The organism is Pseudomonas sp. ASL4 (assembly GCF_056680395.1).
In genome coordinates this window covers 3,870,701-3,890,795 of the sequence record NZ_CM155280.1, presented here as the reverse complement: position 1 = coordinate 3,890,795, position 20,095 = coordinate 3,870,701, and the positions used below count along the sequence as shown (strand labels likewise).

At 59.5% G+C, this 20,095-nt stretch carries 19 protein-coding genes; 11 read left to right on the top strand and 8 right to left on the bottom strand.

The features are described from left to right. Nucleotides 1–2: 2 nt before the first annotated feature. The gene (locus AC1MEW_RS17575; RefSeq protein ID WP_480423019.1) at nt 3–662 is read left to right on the top strand and encodes a TetR/AcrR family transcriptional regulator; all 660 of its coding nucleotides are present in this window, start codon (nt 3–5) and stop codon (nt 660–662) included. A gap of 107 nt (nt 663–769) precedes the next feature. On the opposite strand, the gene AC1MEW_RS17570 is transcribed toward AC1MEW_RS17575, so the two are convergent. Further along, nucleotides 770–1,330, bottom strand: a complete 561-nt coding sequence (locus tag AC1MEW_RS17570; protein WP_322268779.1) for an NADPH-dependent FMN reductase — start codon at nt 1,328–1,330, stop codon at nt 770–772. 175 nt (nt 1,331–1,505) lie between these two features. Between AC1MEW_RS17570 and AC1MEW_RS17565 the strand changes: the two genes are divergently transcribed. Next, nucleotides 1,506–1,766, top strand: a complete 261-nt coding sequence (locus AC1MEW_RS17565) for a hypothetical protein (protein ID WP_322268780.1) — start codon at nt 1,506–1,508, stop codon at nt 1,764–1,766. 88 nt (nt 1,767–1,854) lie between these two features. Next, a complete protein-coding gene (locus AC1MEW_RS17560; RefSeq protein WP_201197429.1) occupies nt 1,855–2,748 on the top strand; it encodes a LysR substrate-binding domain-containing protein in 894 nt (297 codons plus the stop codon). On the opposite strand, the gene AC1MEW_RS17555 is transcribed toward AC1MEW_RS17560, so the two are convergent. The 5 genes from AC1MEW_RS17555 to AC1MEW_RS17535 all read right to left on the bottom strand — a co-directional run bounded on the left by AC1MEW_RS17555 (nt 2,714) and on the right by AC1MEW_RS17535 (nt 8,001). Further along, entirely contained in the window at nt 2,714–3,328 is a 615-nt protein-coding gene (locus tag AC1MEW_RS17555; RefSeq protein ID WP_201202706.1) for a GNAT family N-acetyltransferase, read from the bottom strand. The genes AC1MEW_RS17560 and AC1MEW_RS17555 overlap by 35 nt on opposite strands. Before the next feature lie 14 nt (nt 3,329–3,342). Beyond that, a complete protein-coding gene (locus tag AC1MEW_RS17550; protein ID WP_480423018.1) occupies nt 3,343–5,598 on the bottom strand; it encodes an Orn/Lys/Arg family decarboxylase in 2,256 nt (751 codons plus the stop codon). 352 nt (nt 5,599–5,950) lie between these two features. Next, nucleotides 5,951–6,709 (bottom strand): DNA polymerase III subunit epsilon, encoded by a 759-nt coding sequence (dnaQ, locus tag AC1MEW_RS17545; RefSeq protein ID WP_480423017.1) that lies wholly within the window; start codon nt 6,707–6,709, stop codon nt 5,951–5,953. A gap of 180 nt (nt 6,710–6,889) precedes the next feature. Beyond that, entirely contained in the window at nt 6,890–7,273 is a 384-nt protein-coding gene (locus AC1MEW_RS17540) for a MerR family transcriptional regulator (protein WP_322268782.1), read from the bottom strand. Between the two features lie 152 nt (nt 7,274–7,425). Further along, entirely contained in the window at nt 7,426–8,001 is a 576-nt protein-coding gene (locus AC1MEW_RS17535; RefSeq protein ID WP_201257428.1) for an NAD(P)H-dependent oxidoreductase, read from the bottom strand. Between the two features lie 260 nt (nt 8,002–8,261). On the opposite strand from AC1MEW_RS17535, the gene AC1MEW_RS17530 reads away from it, so the two are divergent. After that, a complete protein-coding gene (locus AC1MEW_RS17530) occupies nt 8,262–8,567 on the top strand; it encodes a DUF2388 domain-containing protein (RefSeq protein ID WP_480423016.1) in 306 nt (101 codons plus the stop codon). Nucleotides 8,568–8,681: 114 nt separating this feature from the next. Here the strand turns inward: AC1MEW_RS17530 and rnhA are convergent, their stop codons facing one another. Together rnhA and AC1MEW_RS17520 are read right to left on the bottom strand one after the other, a co-directional pair. Next, a complete protein-coding gene (gene rnhA / locus AC1MEW_RS17525; protein ID WP_201197424.1) occupies nt 8,682–9,134 on the bottom strand; it encodes a ribonuclease HI in 453 nt (150 codons plus the stop codon). 89 nt (nt 9,135–9,223) lie between these two features. Then, nucleotides 9,224–9,982, bottom strand: coding sequence for a methyltransferase domain-containing protein (locus AC1MEW_RS17520; protein ID WP_201202678.1), 759 nt, complete (start codon nt 9,980–9,982; stop codon nt 9,224–9,226). Nucleotides 9,983–10,047: 65 nt separating this feature from the next. Here AC1MEW_RS17520 and gloB point away from each other — a divergent pair, with 65 nt between their 5' ends. From gloB to AC1MEW_RS17485, 7 genes are all read left to right on the top strand, one after another. Beyond that, entirely contained in the window at nt 10,048–10,815 is a 768-nt protein-coding gene (gene gloB, locus AC1MEW_RS17515) for a hydroxyacylglutathione hydrolase (RefSeq protein WP_201202676.1), read from the top strand. A gap of 99 nt (nt 10,816–10,914) precedes the next feature. Continuing rightward, nucleotides 10,915–12,369, top strand: coding sequence for a transglycosylase SLT domain-containing protein (locus AC1MEW_RS17510; RefSeq protein ID WP_201257426.1), 1,455 nt, complete (start codon nt 10,915–10,917; stop codon nt 12,367–12,369). Between the two features lie 328 nt (nt 12,370–12,697). After that, nucleotides 12,698–14,530: an extracellular solute-binding protein gene (locus AC1MEW_RS17505; protein WP_480423014.1), complete on the top strand. Its 1,833-nt coding sequence runs from the start codon at nt 12,698–12,700 to the stop codon at nt 14,528–14,530. Further along, on the top strand, nt 14,527–16,368 hold the full coding sequence (locus AC1MEW_RS17500) for an extracellular solute-binding protein (RefSeq protein WP_322268784.1): 1,842 nt from the start codon (nt 14,527–14,529) through the stop codon (nt 16,366–16,368). The genes AC1MEW_RS17505 and AC1MEW_RS17500 overlap by 4 nt, the downstream gene beginning before the upstream one ends. A gap of 4 nt (nt 16,369–16,372) precedes the next feature. Next, complete coding sequence (locus AC1MEW_RS17495) at nt 16,373–17,446, top strand: microcin C ABC transporter permease YejB (protein WP_201202662.1); 1,074 nt, start codon at nt 16,373–16,375, stop codon at nt 17,444–17,446. 1 nt (nt 17,447) lies between these two features. After that, the gene (locus tag AC1MEW_RS17490; protein ID WP_201202660.1) at nt 17,448–18,467 is read left to right on the top strand and encodes an ABC transporter permease; all 1,020 of its coding nucleotides are present in this window, start codon (nt 17,448–17,450) and stop codon (nt 18,465–18,467) included. A gap of 1 nt (nt 18,468) precedes the next feature. Beyond that, entirely contained in the window at nt 18,469–20,079 is a 1,611-nt protein-coding gene (locus tag AC1MEW_RS17485; protein WP_201202658.1) for an ABC transporter ATP-binding protein, read from the top strand. Nucleotides 20,080–20,095: the final 16 nt, after the last annotated feature.

Below are 20,095 nucleotides of genomic sequence, written 5' to 3'. Positions count from 1 at the left end.
CAATGAAGAGCGGGTTCGGAAACACCAAGGGCAGCACGCCAGCCTTCAACCCTCGCGCCAAGCCGTTGAAACGGCCGAGTCAAGCGCGGGCGATCTTCACCGTGGAAGCGATTTACCAGGCGTTTGTTCGGATTTGGCAGCGTGACGGCTGGTCGGGGCTGACCACCCGCGAAGTGGCGCTGGAAGCCGGCGTGGCCATTGGGACGCTGTACGACTACTTCCCGAGCAAAGAAGCCTTGCTGTCAGGTTACATCCGGCATGCCCTGGAGGGTTTATTGCTGGATCTGGAAGAACAGGTCGTACGCGCCAACGATCTGGATTGGCGAACCCGGATCAAACGCCTGATACGCCTGACCTGCGAGCCGGACGAGGTGCGCCAGCCACTGTTCAACCATGAAGTGTTTGTGATTGAACATCAGTTCACCGAAACCAAGCACCATCGACGACTGTTCCAGGAACTGTCGCAGAAATGGCGTGAGGCCTTCGCAGCGTGTGGTGACTTGCCTACGCAACCGACAGACGTTTGCATCGACGCCTGGGTGATCATGGCCTGGGGCGGCCGGCGTTATTGCGTGACCGCACAACCGACGGCGGAGCAAACCGCCGCGTGGCTGTCGGAAATCGAGATGATGATTTGTAGCCGGCTGACCAGCACCGAATAACCCCTGTGGGAGCGGGCTTGCTCGCGAAAGCGTCGTATCAGCCAACATTAATGTTGAATGTAAAACCGCATTCGCGAGCAAGCCCGCTCCCACAGGTTTTTGTGGTGTCAGACTTTTTTGTGTTGTTCGACGAACTGCCCGTAAGCATTGATGAAGCTCTGCAAGAACGGCTTCACCGATTCGCTAAGCTTGCCCGCCTCGTCGAAGGCTGTCCCGGCACCACTGAGGTAGGCTTCTGGCTGCTGCATACACGGCACATTGAGAAACACCATCGACTGACGCAGATGATGATTGGCGCCAAAACCGCCAATGGCGCCCGGCGAAGCGCTGATCACTGCACCCGGCTTGCCATTCCAGGCACTTTTGCCATATGGACGCGAACCCACGTCAATCGCGTTCTTCATCGGTGCCGGCACCGAACGGTTGTATTCAGGGGTCACAAACAGCACTGCGTCGGATGAGCTCACTTGTTGTCGGAAAGTGCTGTAGGCTGCCGGCGGTGAAGCACCATCGATGTCTTCGTTGTAGAGTGGCAAGTCGCCAATTTCGACGATGTTCAGTTTCAGATTGGCAGGCGCCAGATCAGCCAGGGCCAGCGCGACCTTGCGATTGATCGATTCTTTTCTCAAGCTGCCGACTATGACGGCGATCGTGTAGACGTTGCTCATGGAAGGTTCTCGACTATCGATGGAAAGAGCCTGTAGTTATAGATGACGATTCATTCAGCGGGCGAGCGAAAATCGCCGCCCCTGACTATTTTTTTCCTGTAGGAAAACTTACCTCGCCCAACCACGGTCTACTGAGCCGCAAATTGAGTGATTTATCTCCAGAGGTTCTAAGCAGATGGCAGCAGTACTCGTCGGTCAGTTCCATGCAAGAGACGCGGAAGGCCGCGTTTATTCCGTGCATGAGTTCCAGGAATCCACCCCGTCGGCAGACGGTGTCGAAGGCACGGAGCCTGTCACCACCTACAAACTGGCCATCGGCGATCGCATGAAGAAGCTCGATGACAACCGGTTCCAGTTGATCCAGTCGGATATCACCCTCACTCGCGAACCGGACACTTATGTCGGCAGCCTGCCGGAAACCACCATTGCCTCATAACCCTGTGTTATGAGCAGAAGTCATATGCGCGCACTTGAGTTAGGATTCAGACACTGACTCCCTCACCTGCTGAACATGGACTTCATGCATGCGTTTACGTCATATCGAAGTGATCCAGGCGCTCTTGCAGACCGGTCACCTGGGCACCGCCGCCGAATGGCTGCAGTTGCCCGTGACCGAGGTCGAAGGGATTTTGCGTGACGCCGAGGGTCAGTTGGGCTTCATGCTGTTCTCCAGCGTGCGCGGTCGCTTGCAGGCCACGCGCGAGGCGCGGGAGTTGCAGGTCGAGATCGCTCATGTCTATGAAGCTCTCGAACCGGTGCAACGCCTGGCCAACAGCCTCAAGCAATATTTGGCGCCACCGCTGCGCATCATCGGCACCCCGCCGCTGACTCAACAGTTATTGCCTCACAGCATCGCGGCCCTGCGCCGACGCTTTCCCGATGCACCCTGCACCCTCCTCAACCAACCCACCCGCGAGATTGTCCGCAGCCTGCTGTTGCGCGAAAGCGATTTGGGCCTGAGCCTGCATGACCCCGATCACGCCGACATCGATTGCCAAGTGATTGCCCAGGGCAAACTTCAGCTGCTGGCGCCTCATGGCTGGCTGCAACCCAAGCAGAAGTATGTGTCGGTGCAAGACCTGGCCGGCCAGGCGATGGTGGGTCTCGACGGCCATGATCCGTTGAGCCCGGCGCTGGAAATCAAGCTGCAAGCACTACGCCCGGCGCTGATGATCCAAACGCGAGTCCAGACCCATCAGATGATGCGCAGCATGGTCGAAGCCGGCGAAGGCCTGGCCATCGTCGACCCCTTCACCGCCCTCGGGGCCAAATCGTCCGGGCTGGATGTTTGCCCGCTGGCGCCGGCCGTGCCGATCAGCCTCTACGCCCTGACCTTGAAAAACGCCGAGCCCTCGCCCGCCGTTCAGGCCTTGCTGGCGATCATCACGGAACAAGCCGTGGCGATGCTGGCGAACTGATCGGATTTTCCAGCGGATTATCGAACAGCCGATACCAGAACAACGCCACTTCGGCGGTGTTCGGGTCGATGCCGCGATAGCGCAGATGATCGATCCCGCCAATCACAAAACCACAGCGCTCATAGAGCCGGCAGGCGCCCAGGTTGTTGTTTTGGGTTTCGAGCATGATGCCCGGCAGTTTCTTCTTGCGACTCCAGAACTGCGCCACATCCAGCAGCGACTTGGCCACGCCGTGACGACGGGCTGGCGCATGCACCGCCAGTTCGTCGATGTGGGCAAAGCCGTTCCAGTTGGTGCTGACCACCAGGTGGCCCACCGGCTCGTCATCCAGATAAGCCATGAAAATCGCACTGTCGGCGGCATCGCGGAAACTGCTGAACTCCTCGGGATCAATTCCGTAGCACTTTCGATAAGGGGTGATCGGCGTTACCGGCCACTGCGCCACCGGTTTACCGATTTCGGCGGCACCGTAGGCGGCGACTTCAAAACTGAAGTCGCTGCCCCAGATGTAGGCCGCAAAACCATCGTCGGCAACGCGCACCGACAGCCCTGGGTATTTCGGATTCATGACCGGTTGCATACTGGGAAAGGTCCTCATTCCTTGATGCAATCGACGGTGTAGTGCCGCCCATTGCCCTCATCTTCGTGTTGCAATCCGTGCACATCGGCGACAAACCCGGGGAAGCTGCTGTCGAAGGTACGGGCGAATGCAAGGTAATCAATGATCGATCGAGTCGATTCGGTGAAGCGCTCGCCAGGCATGATCAACGGAATCCCCGGCGGGTACGGCACCAGCATCACGGCAGCGATTCGCCCATTCAGGGCATCGATCGACACCGCCTCAACCTCACCTCGCACCAATTGATCATAGGCGTCGGCGGGCTTCATGGCGATTTCCGGCAGCACGGTATACATGCGCTTCAGGTGTTTGGCCGTGGCATTGCTGCGGTAGCAGGCGTGCAGTTGATCGCACAGGTCGCGCAGGCCCATGCCCTGATAACGCGCAGGATTTTCCTGAGTGACACAGGGCAGGCAGGTGCCAAGGCTGACGTTGGCGTCGTAACTGCGCTTGAACTCCAGCAACTCGGTCAGCAGCGTGCTCCATTTGCCCTTGGTGATGCCCATGGAGAACAGCACCAAAAACGAATACAACCCAGTCTTCTCGACCACCAATCCGCGTTCCCAAAGGAATTTACTGACCACTGCCGCCGGAATCCCGCGTTCACTCAAGGCGCCGCCGGCAGTCAGGCCGGGCATGACCAGCGTGACCTTGATCGGGTCGAGCAGCACGTAGTCATCCGTCACGCCGCCGAAGCCGTGCCAGTCAGCGTCGGGTTGCAACAGCCAGTCTTCGGTAACGACCTGAGTGATCCCTTCCACCGACGGCGGCTGCCAGATGGAAAACCACCAATCATCCGCCGCAATGTGCTGACGCAGATTGGCCAGTGCGCGGCGAAAACTCAGGGCTTCATCGAACATTTCCTGCAGCAGCGAACGCCCGGCCGGGCCTTCCATCATCGCCGAAGCCACGTCCAGCGACGCGATGATGCTGTACTGCGGCGAGGTGGAGATGTGCATCATGAACGCTTCGTTGAAACGGTCGCGGTCCAGTTGCCGTGCACCGCCGTCCTGCACGTGGATCATCGACGCCTGACTGAACGCCGCCAGCAGTTTGTGCGTGGAATGGGTAGTGAACACCAGCGGGCTGTCCTCACTGCGCGACGTGCCCATGCCGTAACGGCCGGCGAAGAACTCGTGAAACGCCGCGTAGGCATACCAAGCCTCGTCGAAGTGCAAGACCTCGACGCTATTGCCCAGGCTCTGCTTGATCAACTCGGCGTTGTAGCACAAGCCGTCGTAGGTCGAATTGGTCACCACCGCCAACTTGACCTTGGGCGCACGGCCCTTGGTCAGCGGGCTGGCATCTATCTTGGCCTGGATTGATTCGCGGCTGAATTCGCTGAGCGGAATCGGGCCGATGATCCCCAGTTCATTGCGCTCCGGGCACAAGTACAGCGGGATGGCGCCGGTCATGATGATCGAGTGCAAGACCGATTTGTGGCAATTGCGATCCACCAGCACCAGATCATCCCGGGCAACCATGGAGTGCCAGACGATCTTGTTCGCCGTCGAGGTGCCATTGATCACGAAAAAGGTGTGATCGGCGCCGAAATTGCGCGCAGCTCGGGCCTCGGCTTCAGCCAGTGGGCCGGTGTGATCGAGCAGCGAACCAAGCTCCGGCACGGACACCGACAAATCGGAACGCAGGGTGTTTTCCCCGAAAAACTGGTGGAACGCCTGCCCCACCGGGCTCTTGTGATACGCCACGCCACCGCCATGGCCCGGGGTGTGCCAAGAATAGTTGGAATCGGCGGTGTGCTGCACCAAGGCCTTGAAGAACGGTGGCAGCAGACCATCCAGGTACTTGCGCGCCGCCCGGGCCACCTGACGGGCGAGGAACGGCACGGTGTCTTCGAACAGATACAGAATGCCGCGTAGCTGATTGAGCTCGGCCATGGCGTCAGCCGGGGCGTTTTCCAGGGTGACCTGCTCGCCGAGAGCGAAGATCGGCAGGTCCGGCGCTCGCACCCGCGCCAGACCGATCAGCTCGGCCATGTTGTGCAAGAGATGGGAGTTGGTGCTGGCGTCTTCGGCGGCGATCAACATGCACGAGAGGCCGTGATGGGTCGAGGCGACCAGCCGCCCTTCGGTGTAATCCACCGCACTGAGAATGCTGAAGCCTTCCTGTTCCAGCTCCCGTGCGATGCCACGCACGCGGTCACCGGCAACGGTGTCGGCCTTGATGTCGCGATGGACGATCAAGACCGGGAATTTCAAATCTTTATACATGGGGCTCAGTGTCCTGAGGCGGCAGACCATGGCCTGCCAATCACCTCAGGGTAGAGGGTTGAGGCGGATGTGGCGAGCGCCAATGCCCCGAAGAGGGTCAGTGGGCGCACCATCATGTGGCCATCAACCTCAATCTGAAATGGAGAATTTTTGGCTGTCGCAAGACCTGTGGTGGGAGGGTTACCTGTGGCGAGGGAGTTTACTCCCGCTGGGGCGCGAAGCGGCCCCCTGCATTTTTTCAGAGATACCGCGTTCGCGGGATTGACGACTGCTGCGCAGCCGAGCGGGAGTAAACTCCCTCGCCACAACAGCCCTACCCCCCAAAACAGCCCGACATTCTGAGAAATAAGCCTCAGGCCTGAGCCTTCGCATCCACCAACTGCTGCCACAACGACGGCGCACCGGCGGATTTGGCCACCGCTTCGAGGCGAACCAAGTGCTGCGCCAGGTCATCTTCGCTAGCGCGGATGATCCGGGTTGGCTGGCGATCGGCAGGCAGGCGGCGAATCTCGGTGGCGGAGTTGTCCGCGCCCTCACCCGAACCATTACCGTCAGACGCATTACCCGCCAGGGACAGGCTGGTCTGGCCGCCGGTCATGGTCAGGTAAACGTCGGCGAGAATCTCAGAGTCGAGCAACGCGCCGTGCAGTTCGCGGCCGGAGTTGTCGACGCCGTAGCGTTTGCACAATGCGTCGAGGCTGTTGCGCTGCCCCGGGTGACGTTCCCGGGCCATCATCAGGGTGTCGAGGATCGAGCAGTGCTGCGTGATGTCAGCGCGATCTTGCTGACCCATCAGCGCGAATTCGTTGTTGATGAAGCCAACGTCGAACGCCGCGTTATGGATGATCAGCTGCGCACCCTTGATGAATTCGAAGAACTCATCGGCCACTTCAGCGAAACGCGGCTTGCCCACCAGGAATTCGTTGGTGATGCCGTGGACGCCGATGGCGCCTTCATCACTCTCGCGGTCCGGTTGCAGGTAAACGTGAAAATGCCGGCCCGTGAGACGCCGACCGATCAACTCGACACAACCGATTTCGACAATACGATGGCCGTCGGTCACCGGCATGCCGGTGGTTTCGGTATCGAGTACAACCATCCTTTGAGCCATATTCTGTTAAATCCTCATCTCTCATCACCCTGCCGTCACCCTGCGAAGGCCGGCGATATTAACACACCCGATCAATACGAAAACGAACGCTGTTTCCGAGCGGGGCGGTGCCGGCGATGACTTGTTGCCGGCGTAGCCAGGCAGCGCAAAGCGCTTCACCAGGTCATGCAATGAAACCGTTCAAGCGGTTTTGGCAAGGTGTTCGAACTGACATTGGTCCCGGGCATCCTTGAGACTGGCTTCGAACTCCGCCAGCCCTGCGTAGACCTTCTGTAACCCTTCGATCCGGGTCATCAGTTCCTGTTTTTTGTCGGCGATCGCCTTGTTGGCCAGGTCCCAGGGTAACTCCTGGCCCCGGTGATCCTGCAGGATCGCCTGCATTTCCTTGAGCCTGAAGCCCAATTGCTGAGCGCATTTGATGAAACTCAGCAACTCAACGCTCTGCAGGCTATAGACACGATATTTCCCTTCGCGCTGGGGCGGCGGCAACAAGCCAATGTCTTCATAGTGACGGATACTTTTGATCGTCGTACCCGACAACTGGGCGGCTTTGCCGATATACATGAAAAGTCCTTTTTATGGCCAGAAAGAGGCGCGCGCGGCATCTTCACATAGGTGCGCGAAGGCGGGAACCCGAAGGCGTTAAATGGCGGGGGGTGCTGGCAGGGATGAAGCTGGCATCGCCTGTTGCAAGGCGATGCTGCACAACGTACGTATCAGTGGCTGGCGATTGCCCGGGCTTGCTTGAGCCACGCATCCCGCTGGTTGGGCCTGGAACCGAGCAGCGGTCCAAACGTCAGGGTCTTCAACGGCTTGATGCCACAGAACTCCAGCGTGGTCTTGCGCATCTGGTGCAGGCCAGGCATGCGATAGACCCACTTGTAGTACCACGGTGGCGTATCCATCGTGACCAGCAGGTGAGCCGTTCGTCCTTTCAGGAGTTTGTCGGGAAAGGCTTGGCCTTCGCGGTACTTGAAGGCAAAACCGGGCAGGAATATCCGGTCGAAGAAGCCTTTCATCAAGGCCGGAATGCCGCCCCACCAGATCGGATAGACAAATGCCAAGTGCTCAGCCCAGGTGATATCGGCCTGGGCCTTGAGCAGATCGGGCTCCAATTGCTGAATCTGTTTATAGCCATCGTGCAGCACCGGATCGAAACTCAGCGCATCCAGTCGTAACAGACGCACATCATGCCCGGCACTTTTTGCCGCCTCGACATAGGTCTCAGTCAAGGCACCACAGAAACTGTCGGTTGAAGGGTGACCCAGAATCACCAGTACTCGCTTGCTCATCTTCACTGCATCCTGAAAGTGGAGCGTTGAGGGTAGAGTGTGCCCCTAACGGGAGAGTCAATGGTCGGTTTGGCCAGGGTTAAGGAAAATCGGGTTTGCGACAGTTCGTGGCGATCTTGACGCGCTCGCGAGATCCGGCCCGCGCCGCCAGGTGGCCGACGCTCATGCAGTTTTTAACAATCATTAGCAATGTTCATAAAGTCTGGACGCAAGCCGCTTGTTAGCGTGGGCGGCTTGTATTCCAGGGGTTTGAACGCGTCATGAAGACTGCACGGTTTGTTTTGTTGAGTACCTGCCTGCTGGGTTCTGGCGCCCAGGCCACCAGTTTTGTCATCAGCACCGATATCACCATGAGCCTGATTCTGAGCTCAAGCAAAGGCACCAGCGGCTCATTCAAGGACGATAAAATTGTACTGGCGGCGAAGGATGATGCGGCCGCGTTTGTAGCCAGTGACGGGGATATTCGCGGGGTGAGGATTGAAGCGGCGTTTGCGCGGATTCGTAGGGTAATTACAGAGAACTCCTACACAGATCAGCAATTGGCGAACGCCATCTTGATGCCGTGAACCCGATCCCGGTAGGAGCTGCCGAAGGCTGCGATCTTTTGATCTTCGCTGTTAAAAGCAACGTCAAAAGATCGCAGCCTTCGGCAGCCCCTATACGGGAATCGTGATCAGCCGTCAGTCTTGTTTGTAACCACGCACATCATCCACACCACGGTTGGCCAACTGGTCGGCCCGTTCGTTGCCGTGGTGGCCGATGTGGCCGCGGACCCACTTCCAGGTCACGTTGTGGCGGTTGACCTGTTCGTCCAGCAGTTTCCACAGGTCGGCATTTTTAACCGGTTCCTTGGCAGCCGTTTTCCAGCCACGCTTCTTCCAGTTATCCATCCACTCGTTGATGCCTTTCATCACGTACTGGGAGTCCGTTACCAGCAGCACGTCGCAGGAACGCTTGAGTTCTTCCAGGCCTTTGATCGCGCCCATCAGTTCCATGCGATTGTTGGTGGTGTTGGCTTCGCCGCCCCAGAGTTCCTTTTCGACGCCCTTGCACACCAGCAGTGCGCCCCAGCCGCCGGGGCCAGGGTTGCCTTTGCAGGCGCCATCAGTGAACAGTTCTACGCTATCGCTCATGCCAATCTATCCAGAAAATGCGGTGGCTCGCCGATCCAGGATCGACGATGCCCGAGGCCGGGCAAGCCCGGCCGGGAAATAAAGAGTGTTTATGGCTCGATGTGGCGACGATTGACCTTGGCCATAGGCAATGGAATCAACTTGCCCATCGGTTCGCGCCGTTCCTGGCGCACCGGCCGCAGGCCGACCACGATCTTGCGCGCGACCAATAAATAGAAGCCGCCGCCCGATAGCTGCCAGTCACCAGCCTTGCGCTCCCAACCCGCCAGACGGGCCTGCCATGTGGGCGACGCAAGCGGCGGACGATAGCACCCGAAGCGGCGTTTCTCCAGCGCGAAGCCCAGCAGGTTCAACCAGTCGCTGACCCGCGATGGCGAAATACAACGGGCCTGGCGCATGGCGTCGTTGGCAAAGACGTGGCGCAAGCCCCAAGCGCTCCATGGATTGATACCGACGATCAGCAAATGCCCGCCGGGCCGCACACTGCTCGCCGCTTCGCGCAGCAAACCGTGGGGCGACAGGCAGAAATCCAGCCCATGCTGCAACACCACCACGTCCGCGGCGTGCTCGCTCAAGGGCCAGGCCTGTTCTTCGCAGACGATCTCGACGCCGGGCAATGGCGCGCCGAGGCGTACGTTACGCTGCACTTGCGGCGCGGACGGCGGTGTCTCGGCCTGCGGGCCGTAGTGCACCAGGTAGCCGCCGAAGAACCGACCCAACTCGTCTTCGAGCATGCGCCGTTCTTCGTCCAGCAGAAATTGCCCAATGGGGCCGGACAGCCATTCACGGGCCGCGCTGATCAATGCCAGCCAGTCAGGATCAGCCTGAGCGAACGCTTTATCGGTCATTGCATTCTCCAAAGCGCCAGGAAGTTCTAAGATGCGCCATTGTTTTCCGCTTGGCGAATCCGACGATGATACAGATCAGTGCCCTACCCGCCTTCACCGACAACTACATCTGGTTGTTGCAGGACCACCGCACCCAACGCTGCGCCGTGGTCGATCCGGGCGACGCCGCGCCGGTCCAGGCCTGGCTGGCGGCGCATCCGGGCTGGGTGCTCAGCGATATTCTGATCACTCACCACCATCATGACCATGTCGGCGGCGTCGAACAGCTGAAAAAAGCGACTGACGCAACTGTCTACGGCCCCGCCAGCGAAACCATCCCGGCACGGGACGTCGCGCTCAAGGACAACGACCGCATCAACGTGCTCGGCTGGGACTTCGATGTGTTCGCCGTCCCCGGCCACACCCTGGGGCACATCGCCTTTTATCACCACGGCCTGCTGTTTTGCGGCGACACCCTGTTCGCCGCCGGTTGTGGTCGGTTGTTCGAAGGCACGCCGGAGCAGATGCACACCTCGCTGACGCGCCTGGCGTCCTTGCCTGAGGATACGCTGGTCTATTGCACCCACGAATACACCCTCAGCAACCTGAAGTTTGCCGCAGCAGTCGAACCGGGTAATCCGGACACCGCCGAACGGCTGGCCAAAGTCACCGCTCAGCGCGAAGCCGGGGTCATGACATTGCCTTCGACAATCGCCCTGGAAAAGCTCACCAACCCATTTTTACGTGTCAGCGAAACATCCGTTAAAGAAAAAGTGGACGAACGGAATGGAACCAATAACCGGGTCCCGAGTGCGGTTTTTGCTGCCTTGCGAGCTTGGAAAGATAAGTTCTAAGCAGGCTACCTATTGGTACAAAAATTCTGAATGGTTGACCGCGACGGGTACGCTTTCTAGAATCCCCCGACATTTTTGCCCGGAACTTACTTCCAGCCAATGTCGTCATCTATTCGTAAAGCCATCAATTCAGACGCATTGACCCGCTTGGCTCAAGCCATAGCGGTGGCTGTGTCCGCCACTTTGGCGGGCTGTTCAAGCCATGTGCCGCAGACCGACGCGGCCCACACTCCGAATATCGCCGCTCGAGCCAAGCAAAAACCTATCTGGCTCAGCGAAAAACCTACTCCACAAGTACCTCAGGACGTCTGGGAGCGCATGCGCCAAGGCTTCCAACTGCAGGATGGCCTGGGCGTCAACCCGCGTATCGAGCAACAACGACTGTGGTTCGCCAGCAACCCGTCCTTCCTCGAAAACGCCGGCGAACGCGGCAGCCTGTACATCCACTACATCATCGAACGCCTTGAAGAACGCAACATGCCGCTGGAACTGGCGCTGCTGCCAGTGATTGAAAGCGCCTACAACCCGATGGCCTATTCCCGGGCCGACGCGGTGGGCCTTTGGCAATTCATCCCTTCCACCGGGCGTTACTACAACCTGCGTCAAACCCGTTTCTATGATGGCCGTCGCGACATTACCGCCTCGACCACCGCGGCCATGGATTACCTGACCCGCCTGCACGACATGTTCAACGGTGACTGGTTGCTGGCCCTCGCTGCTTATAACGCCGGCGAAGGCACGGTCAGCCGGGCCATCGAGCGTAACGAGAAGCTTGGTTTGCCAACCGACTACTGGAACCTGCCGCTGCCGGCCGAAACCCAGGCCTACGTGCCGAAGTTGCTGGCCCTGTCGCAAGTGGTGCTGTCGCCGGAAGCCTACGGCGTGAACCTCAGCCCGATCGCCAACGAACCGTACTTCCAGGTCGTCGAAATCAACCAGCGCATGGACCTGTCCAAGGTTGCCGCGGTGGCCAACATCGACGAAGACGAACTGTTCCAGCTCAACCCGGCCTTCAAGCAGCGCACCACCATCGACGGTCCCCAGCATTTGCTGGTGCCGACGTCCAAGGCGCAACTGCTGACTGCCAGCCTGTCGACCATGCGCCCCGAAGAGCTGATCAGCTCGCGACCACTCAAACCAGTGTTCGAAGGTGCCGACGACAACGAAATCGCCAAACTCAAGCGCGCCTATCGCGTCAAACGTGGCGACAACCTGGCGACCATCGCCAAAGCGAACAAGGTCGATGTCAAAGACCTGCAACGCTGGAACAAGATGACCGGCAAGAACCTCAAGGTCGGCCAGACCCTGGTCATGCGGGACACCACCAAACGTAGCGCCGGTCGCGTCAACACCGTCGTGGCAGCCAACTCCAAGGCGAACGGCAAGACCACCAGCAAGACGGAGCAAACCCAATACAAGGTCAAGCAAGGCGACTCGCTGTACATGGTCGCCAAGCGTTTCAACGTTGAAATGCAACACCTCAAGCGCTGGAACCCGCGGGTTGGCCAGGCGCTGAAGCCAGGTCAGATGCTGACGGTGTCTTCGCCACGCTAAAAAAAAGCCCCTGGATCCAGGGGCTTTTTTTTGCCTGCGATTTGAGGGTTGTGGTGGCTTTTGTGGCGAGGGGGCTTGCCCCCGTTCGGATGCGAAGCAGTCGCTAAACCTATTAGCACGGTTTAATTGAAAGAATGCCGGGGCCGCTTCGCGACCCAACGGGGGCAAGCCCCCTCGCCACAGGCAAGCTCGCTCCCACAGGTTCTGCGAGTCGCCGGACCTCCACGCCAGCAATTAACAGCGCATTAACCCCCTGTCTTTTTCCTGTCGATACAAGCTGTTACTGTACGGCCCACAAAGCCCAAGCCGCCTGGATCGGATCTCTGACTTGAAGCGCGCCCTCCTCCTGCTCCTGATCAGCCTGGCCTTGAGCTCACCCGCAAGCGCGACGATCAGCGAAAGCCATGGTTATGCGCAGTTCGGCACGCTCAAGTACCCGGCCAGATTTACCCACTTCGACTGGGTCAACCCGCAAGCGCCCAAGGGCGGTACGTTGCGGGTGATGGCGTTTGGCACCTTCGATACGCTCAACCCTTACACCTTCAAGGGCTCAAGCCCGGTTTCCACCCCGAATTTCCTGCAATACGGCATCAACGAGCTCAACGAACCGCTGATGGTCGGCACCGGCCAGTACGCGCCGTCCGGCGACGAGCCAACGTCCAGCTATGGCCTGATCGCCCAATCGGTGGAATACAGCGAGGACCGCAGCTGGGTGGTGTTCAACCTGCGCCCTGAAGCGCGTTTCCACGATGGCACGCCGATCACCGCTTACGACGTGGCGTTTTCCTACCGGTTGCTGCTCAAGGAAGGCCATCCGCAGTACCGCACCGCCCTCCAGGAAGTGCTGCGGGTCGACATCCTCAACCCGCAGCGCATTCGCTTTGTCTTCAAGCGCGCCGGCAATCCGTTGCAGATCCTGCGTCTGGGCGAGTTGCCGGTGCTGCCCCAGCATTACTGGAAAGGTCGCGACTTCAAGGCCACCACCTTCGAGCCGCCGCTGGGCAGCGGGCCGTATCGCATCACCTCGGTGCAACCGGGGCGGCAGATCATCTTCGAACGGGTCAAGGATTACTGGGGCAAGGACCTGGCGGTCAATCGCGGCAAGTACAACTTCGACCGCATGGAAGTCGAGTTCTACCGCGACAGCGACGTGGCCTTCGAAGCCTTCAAGGCCGGCGAATTCGACATCTACATCGAGCATCAGGCGAAGAACTGGGACAACGGTTATAACTTCCCGGCCGTCACCCGTGGCGATGTGATCAAGGCGCAGATCCCGCACCAGATCCCGACCCAGAGCCAGGGCCTGTTCATGAATACCCGGCGCCCGACTTTTTCCGAGGTCAAGGTCCGCGAAGCGCTGGGGCTGATGTTCGATTTCGAGTGGACCAATCGCACGCTGTTCAGCGGCGCCTACAAGCGCGCCACCAGTTACTACCCCAACAGTGAATTCGAGGCCACCAGCCTGCCGGTTGGTCACGAATGGCTGATGCTCAAGCCCTATCGCGAACAGTTGCCCGCCAAGCTCTTCGTCGAGCCCTTCAGCCTGCCGCAGACCGACGGCCGCGGCATCCCCCGGGAAACCTTGCGCAAAGCCTTGGGCCTGCTCAACGAGGCCGGCTGGAAGCTCAACGGCCAACGGGTCGAAAACGCCAAAGGCCAGCCGCTGCGGTTTGAGATTCTGCTGGTCAACCCAAACCTGGAACGCATCCTTCAGCCCTACGTCGAGAACCTCGCCAGCATCGGCATCGACGCCCGGCTGCGTACGGTGGATCGCGCCCAGTACAAACAACGCCTGGATCAGTTCGATTTCGACATGATCCTGATGACCCTCAACCAGACCCTCAGCCCGGGACTGGAGCAATGGCAGTACTTCCATTCCAGCCAGGCCGGGGTCAAGGGCAGTAAAAACTACGCGGGCATCGCCAACCCGGTGGTCGATCATTTGCTTGAGCAACTGCTCGCCGCGCAGACTCGCGATGAACAGGTCGCCGCCGGCAAGGCCCTCGACCGGGTGCTGCTGTGGCAGCACTACAGCATTCCCAACTGGTACCTTAATTATCATCGCCTGGCCTACCGCAACCGGTTCGCCTTCGTCACCACGCCGCCCTACACCCTGGGCATTTCTGCGTGGTGGCTGAAATCTTCGGAGAAAGGTCAATGAACCCCGTACGCGCCCTGCTCTTGCAGGCCAGCGGTCTGTTGTTCGCCGGGCTGGCCTGCGCCGCCCCGCAACATGCCCTGACCCTGTACAACGAGCCGCCGAAATACCCGGCCGACTTCAAGCATTTCGATTACGTCAACCCGGACGCGCCCAAGGGCGGGATCTTCCGCCAGGCCGGTTTCGGCGGGTTCGACAGCCTCAACCCGTTCATCAGCAAAGGCGTGCCGGCCGACGATATCGGGATGATCTACGACACCCTGGCCAAGCAAGGCCTGGACGAACCGTTCACCGAATACGGGTTGATCGCCGGCAAGATCGAGAAGGCCCCGGACAACAGCTGGGTGCGTTTCTACCTGCGCCCGGAAGCGCGGTTCCACGACGGTCACCCGGTGCGCGCCGAAGACGTGGTGTTCAGTTTCGAGACCCTGATCAAGGACGGCGCCCCGCTCTATCGCGGCTACTACAGCGACGTCGCGGAGGTGGTCGCCGAAGACCCGCTGACGGTGCTGTTCAAGTTCAAGCACAACAACAACCGCGAGCTGCCGCTGATCCTCGGCCAGTTGCCGGTGCTGCCAAAACATTGGTGGGCGACCCGCGACTTCAACAAAGGCAACCTGGAAATCCCGCTGGGCAGCGGCCCCTACAAGGTCAGCGAAGTGAAGGCCGGGCGGTCGGTGCGTTACGAACGGGTCAAGGATTACTGGGGCAAAGACCTGCCGGTAAACCGTGGTTTTTACAACTTCGACGTGATGACCTCCGACTATTACCGCGACAACACCGTGGCCCTCGAAGCACTCAAGGCCGGGCAGTTCGATTACTGGCTGGAGATGACCGCGAAGAACTGGGCCAATGCCTACAACATCCCGGCCGTTACCGAAGGTCGGTTGATCAAGGAACAGATTCCCAACGGCAACCCGACGGGCATGCAAGGCTTCGTGTTCAACCTGCGTCGCCCGGTGTTCCAGGACATCCGCGTGCGTCAGGCCCTGACGTTGCTGCTGGATTTTGAATGGACCAACAAGCAACTGTTCAACGGCGCCTATGCGCGCACTCGCAGTTTCTTCGAAAACTCGGAAATGGCCGCCACCGGCCTGCCGGACGCCGATCAACTGGCAATCCTCGATCCGTTCCGCAGCAAGCTGCCGGCCGAGGTGTTCAGCGAGGCGTTCCAAAACCCGACGACCGACGCCAGCGGCATGATTCGCACCCAGCAACGCAAGGCCTATCAGTTGTTGCAAGAGGCCGGCTGGCGGATCGTCGATGACAAAATGGTCGATGCCACCGGCAAACCGGTGAGCATCGAATTTCTGCTGGCCCAGACCGAATTCGAACGGGTGCTGTTGCCATTCAAGCGTAACCTCAGTGACCTCGGCATCGATCTGGTGATTCGCCGGGTTGACGTCTCGCAGTACATCAACCGCGTGCGCTCCCGGGACTTCGACATGATCGTCGGCAGCTTCCCGCAGTCCAGCTCGCCGGGCAACGAACAGCGCGAGTTCTGGATGTCCGCCGCCGCCGATAAACCCGGCAGCCGCAACTCCATGGGCCTGAAAGACCCGGTGGTGGACCAATTGGTCGAGGAACTGATCAACGCCGATTCGCGTAAAAGCCTGGTGGCCCACGCCCGGGCGCTGGACCGCGTGCTGCAATGGGGTTATTACGTGATCCCCAACTGGCACATCAAGACCTGGCGCGTGGCCTACTGGAACCACATCGGCCACCCAAAAATTTCACCCAAGTACGACGTCGGCATCGCCACCTGGTGGGTCAAGCCTGACGCAAAACCGGCTGTAGAAGTCGAAACCAAACTGCAAGCCGACCCTGCGGGCACGGAGTAATCAGATGCTGGCGTATATTTTTCGGCGACTGCTGCTGATCATCCCGACCTTGTTCGGTATTTTGCTGATCAATTTCCTGATCATCCAGGCCGCTCCCGGTGGCCCGGTGGAACAGATGATCGCCAAGCTCGAAGGCTTTGAAGGCGCCACCAGCCGCATCGCCGGTGGCGGTGCCGAAGTCTCGGTGGCAGGCTCGGCCTATCGCGGCGCCCAGGGCCTGGACCCGGCGCTGGTCAAGGAAATCGAGCACATGTACGGCTTCGACAAATCGGCGCCGGAACGCTTGTGGATCATGGTCAAGAACTACGCGACCCTGGATTTCGGCGACAGCTTCTTCCGCGACGCGAAGGTCATCGACCTGATCAAGGAAAAGATGCCGGTGTCGATCTCCCTCGGGCTGTGGAGCACGCTGATCATGTACCTGGTGTCGATCCCGCTGGGGATCGCCAAGGCAACGCGACACGGCAGCCATTTCGACGTCTGGACCAGTTCGGCGATCATCGTCGGTTACGCAATCCCGGCGTTCCTGTTTGCCATCCTGCTGATCGTGGTGTTTGCTGGCGGTAGTTATTTCGACTGGTTCCCGCTACGGGGCCTGACCTCGAACAACTTCGCCGAACTGAGCATGGGCGGCAAGATTCTCGATTACTTCTGGCACCTGGCCCTGCCGGTGACGGCGCTGGTGATCGGCAACTTCGCGACCATGACCTTGCTGACCAAAAACAGCTTCCTTGATGAAATCAACAAGCAGTACGTGGTCACCGCGAAAGCCAAGGGCCTGACCAATCACCGAGTGCTTTACGGCCACGTATTCCGCAACGCCATGCTGTTGGTGATCGCCGGGTTCCCGTCGGCGTTCATCGGCATTTTCTTTACCGGCTCGCTGCTGGTGGAAGTGATTTTCTCCCTCGACGGCCTCGGCCTGATGAGTTTTGAAGCGGCGATCAACCGCGATTACCCGGTGGTCTTCGGCACGTTGTTTATCTTCACGTTGTTGGGGCTGGTGGTGAAACTGATCGGCGACCTCACCTACACCCTGGTCGATCCGCGTATCGACTTCGAACACCGGGAGCATTGAGATGAACCTGTCTCCCCTCAATCGCCGTCGTTTCGAATTGTTCAAGGCCAACAAGCGTGGCTGGTGGTCGCTGTGGCTGTTTCTGATCCTGTTCGGCGCCAGCCTCGGTGCCGAGCTGATTGCCAACGACAAACCGCTGGTCGTGCATTACGACAACAGTTGGTATTTCCCGGCACTCAAGCGCTACCCGGAAACCACCTTCGGCGGTGAGTTCCCGCTGGAAGCCAACTACAAGAGCCCGTACATCCGCGAACTGCTCAAGGCCAAGGACGCCTGGATTCTGTGGGCGCCGATCCCTTACAGCTACCAGAGCATCAACTACGACCTGAAAGTCCCGGCCCCGGCACCGCCCTCGGCGGACAACCTGCTGGGCACCGACGATCAGGGCCGCGATGTGTTGGCCCGAGTGATTTACGGCTTCCGGATTTCGGTGTTGTTTGCCCTGACGCTGACCATTCTCAGCTCGATCATCGGCGTGATCGCCGGGGCCTTGCAGGGTTTCTATGGCGGCTGGGTCGATCTGGCCGGGCAGCGTTTCCTCGAGATCTGGTCCGGGCTGCCGGTGCTCTATCTGCTGATCATCCTCGCCAGTTTCGTCCAGCCGAACTTCTGGTGGTTGCTGGGGATCATGCTGCTGTTTTCGTGGATGAGCCTGGTGGACGTGGTCCGTGCCGAGTTCCTACGTGGCCGTAACCTTGAATACGTGCGCGCGGCCCGGGCGCTGGGGATGCAGAATGGCGGAATCATGTTCCGCCACATCCTGCCCAACGCCATGGTCTCTACCATGACCTTCATGCCGTTCATCCTGACCGGCGCCATTGGCACGCTGACGGCACTGGACTTCCTCGGTTTCGGTTTGCCGGCCGGCAGCCCGTCGCTCGGCGAACTGGTGGCCCAGGGCAAATCCAACCTGCAGGCGCCGTGGCTCGGCATGAGCGCGTTTGCGGTACTGGCGTTGATGTTGAGTTTGCTGGTGTTTATCGGCGAATCCGCTCGCGATGCCTTCGACCCGAGGAAGTGAAATGAATCAGGACAATCTGATCGAAGTGCGCGACCTCGCCGTCGAATTCGTCGTCGGCGAGCGCGTGCAGCGGGTGGTCGAAGGCGTCAGCTTCGATATCAAGCGCGGCGAAACCCTGGCCTTGGTGGGCGAAAGCGGCTCCGGAAAATCGGTGACCGCGCACTCGATCCTGCGCCTGCTGCCCTACCCGCTCGCCCGGCACCCGTCCGGCACCATCGAATATTCCGGGCAAGACCTGCTGAGCCTGAAAGAGAAAACCATCCGTCACATCCGTGGTAACCGGATCGCGATGATCTTCCAGGAGCCGATGACCTCGCTCAATCCGCTGCACTCAATCGAGAAGCAGATCAACGAGGTGCTGGGCATTCACAAGGGTTTGACCGGCAAAGTCGCGACCAAGCGCACGCTTGAGCTGCTGGAGATGGTCGGCATCCCCGAGCCGCACAAGCGCCTCAAGGCCCTGCCCCACGAATTGTCCGGCGGCCAGCGGCAACGGGTAATGATCGCCATGGCCCTGGCCAACGAGCCGGAACTGCTGATTGCCGATGAACCGACCACGGCGTTAGACGTGACCGTTCAGCTGAAAATCCTCGAATTGCTCAAGGAATTACAGGCCCGTTTGGGCATGGCGTTGTTACTGATCAGTCACGATTTGAACCTTGTGCGAAGAATTGCGCATCGCGTATGTGTCATGCAGCGCGGTTGCATCGTCGAACAGGCATCGTGCGAAGAGTTGTTCCGCGCGCCGCAGCATCCGTACACTCGGGAACTGCTGGCAGCGGAGCCCAGCGGCAAGCCGGCGACCAACGTGATTGGCCCGCCATTGCTGCAAGTCGAGGACCTGAAAGTCTGGTTCCCGATCAAGAAAGGCTTCTTGAAAACCACGGTGGATTACGTCAAAGCGGTCGACGGCATCAATTTCAGCCTGCCCCAGGGCCAGACCCTGGGGATTGTGGGAGAAAGCGGTTCCGGTAAATCGACACTCGGTTTGGCGATTTTGAGGTTGATCGGCAGCAAGGGCGGCATCCGTTTTGAAGGCAAGCAGCTAGACTGCCTGACGCAGAGCGAGGTTCGGCCGTTGCGCCGGGAGATGCAGGTGGTGTTCCAGGACCCGTTCGGCAGCCTGAGCCCACGGATGTGCGTGAGCCAGATCGTCGGCGAAGGCCTGCGAATCCACAAGATGGGCACCGAGGCGGAACAGGAACAAGCGATTATTGCGGCATTGAAGGAGGTAGGCCTGGACCCGGAAACCCGGAACCGCTACCCCCATGAATTTTCCGGCGGGCAACGGCAGAGAATCGCCATTGCCCGGGCATTAGTGCTAAAACCGGCGTTGATACTGTTGGACGAGCCGACTTCGGCCCTCGACCGGACAGTCCAGCGCCAAGTGGTGGAGCTTTTGCGTTCACTGCAAACCAAGTACAACCTGACGTATCTGTTTATCAGCCATGACCTGGCTGTCGTCAAAGCGCTGAGCCACCAGTTGATGGTGGTCAAGCATGGCCAAGTGGTCGAACAGGGAGACGCGCAAAGTATCTTTGCCGCCCCCCAACATCCGTATACACAGCAGTTGCTGGAAGCCGCTTTCCTGGCACCAGCCACTGCGCAATAACCTGAAAAGAGGAGCA

Bases quoted from the DNA above. Each gene is read 5' to 3' on its own strand.
- AC1MEW_RS17575 (WP_480423019.1), top strand. From the start codon at position 3: ATGAAGAGCGGGTTCGGAAACACCAAGGGCAGCACGCCAGCCTTCAAC.
- AC1MEW_RS17570 (WP_322268779.1), bottom strand. From the start codon at position 1,330: ATGAGCAACGTCTACACGATCGCCGTCATAGTCGGCAGCTTGAGAAAA.
- AC1MEW_RS17565 (WP_322268780.1), top strand. From the start codon at position 1,506: ATGGCAGCAGTACTCGTCGGTCAGTTCCATGCAAGAGACGCGGAAGGC.
- AC1MEW_RS17560 (WP_201197429.1), top strand. From the start codon at position 1,855: ATGCGTTTACGTCATATCGAAGTGATCCAGGCGCTCTTGCAGACCGGT.
- AC1MEW_RS17555 (WP_201202706.1), bottom strand. From the start codon at position 3,328: ATGCAACCGGTCATGAATCCGAAATACCCAGGGCTGTCGGTGCGCGTT.
- AC1MEW_RS17550 (WP_480423018.1), bottom strand. From the start codon at position 5,598: ATGTATAAAGATTTGAAATTCCCGGTCTTGATCGTCCATCGCGACATC.
- dnaQ (WP_480423017.1), bottom strand. From the start codon at position 6,709: ATGGCTCAAAGGATGGTTGTACTCGATACCGAAACCACCGGCATGCCG.
- AC1MEW_RS17540 (WP_322268782.1), bottom strand. From the start codon at position 7,273: ATGTATATCGGCAAAGCCGCCCAGTTGTCGGGTACGACGATCAAAAGT.
- AC1MEW_RS17535 (WP_201257428.1), bottom strand. From the start codon at position 8,001: ATGAGCAAGCGAGTACTGGTGATTCTGGGTCACCCTTCAACCGACAGT.
- AC1MEW_RS17530 (WP_480423016.1), top strand. From the start codon at position 8,262: ATGAAGACTGCACGGTTTGTTTTGTTGAGTACCTGCCTGCTGGGTTCT.
- rnhA (WP_201197424.1), bottom strand. From the start codon at position 9,134: ATGAGCGATAGCGTAGAACTGTTCACTGATGGCGCCTGCAAAGGCAAC.
- AC1MEW_RS17520 (WP_201202678.1), bottom strand. From the start codon at position 9,982: ATGACCGATAAAGCGTTCGCTCAGGCTGATCCTGACTGGCTGGCATTG.
- gloB (WP_201202676.1), top strand. From the start codon at position 10,048: ATGATACAGATCAGTGCCCTACCCGCCTTCACCGACAACTACATCTGG.
- AC1MEW_RS17510 (WP_201257426.1), top strand. From the start codon at position 10,915: ATGTCGTCATCTATTCGTAAAGCCATCAATTCAGACGCATTGACCCGC.
- AC1MEW_RS17500 (WP_322268784.1), top strand. From the start codon at position 14,527: ATGAACCCCGTACGCGCCCTGCTCTTGCAGGCCAGCGGTCTGTTGTTC.
- AC1MEW_RS17495 (WP_201202662.1), top strand. From the start codon at position 16,373: ATGCTGGCGTATATTTTTCGGCGACTGCTGCTGATCATCCCGACCTTG.
- AC1MEW_RS17490 (WP_201202660.1), top strand. From the start codon at position 17,448: ATGAACCTGTCTCCCCTCAATCGCCGTCGTTTCGAATTGTTCAAGGCC.
- AC1MEW_RS17485 (WP_201202658.1), top strand. From the start codon at position 18,469: ATGAATCAGGACAATCTGATCGAAGTGCGCGACCTCGCCGTCGAATTC.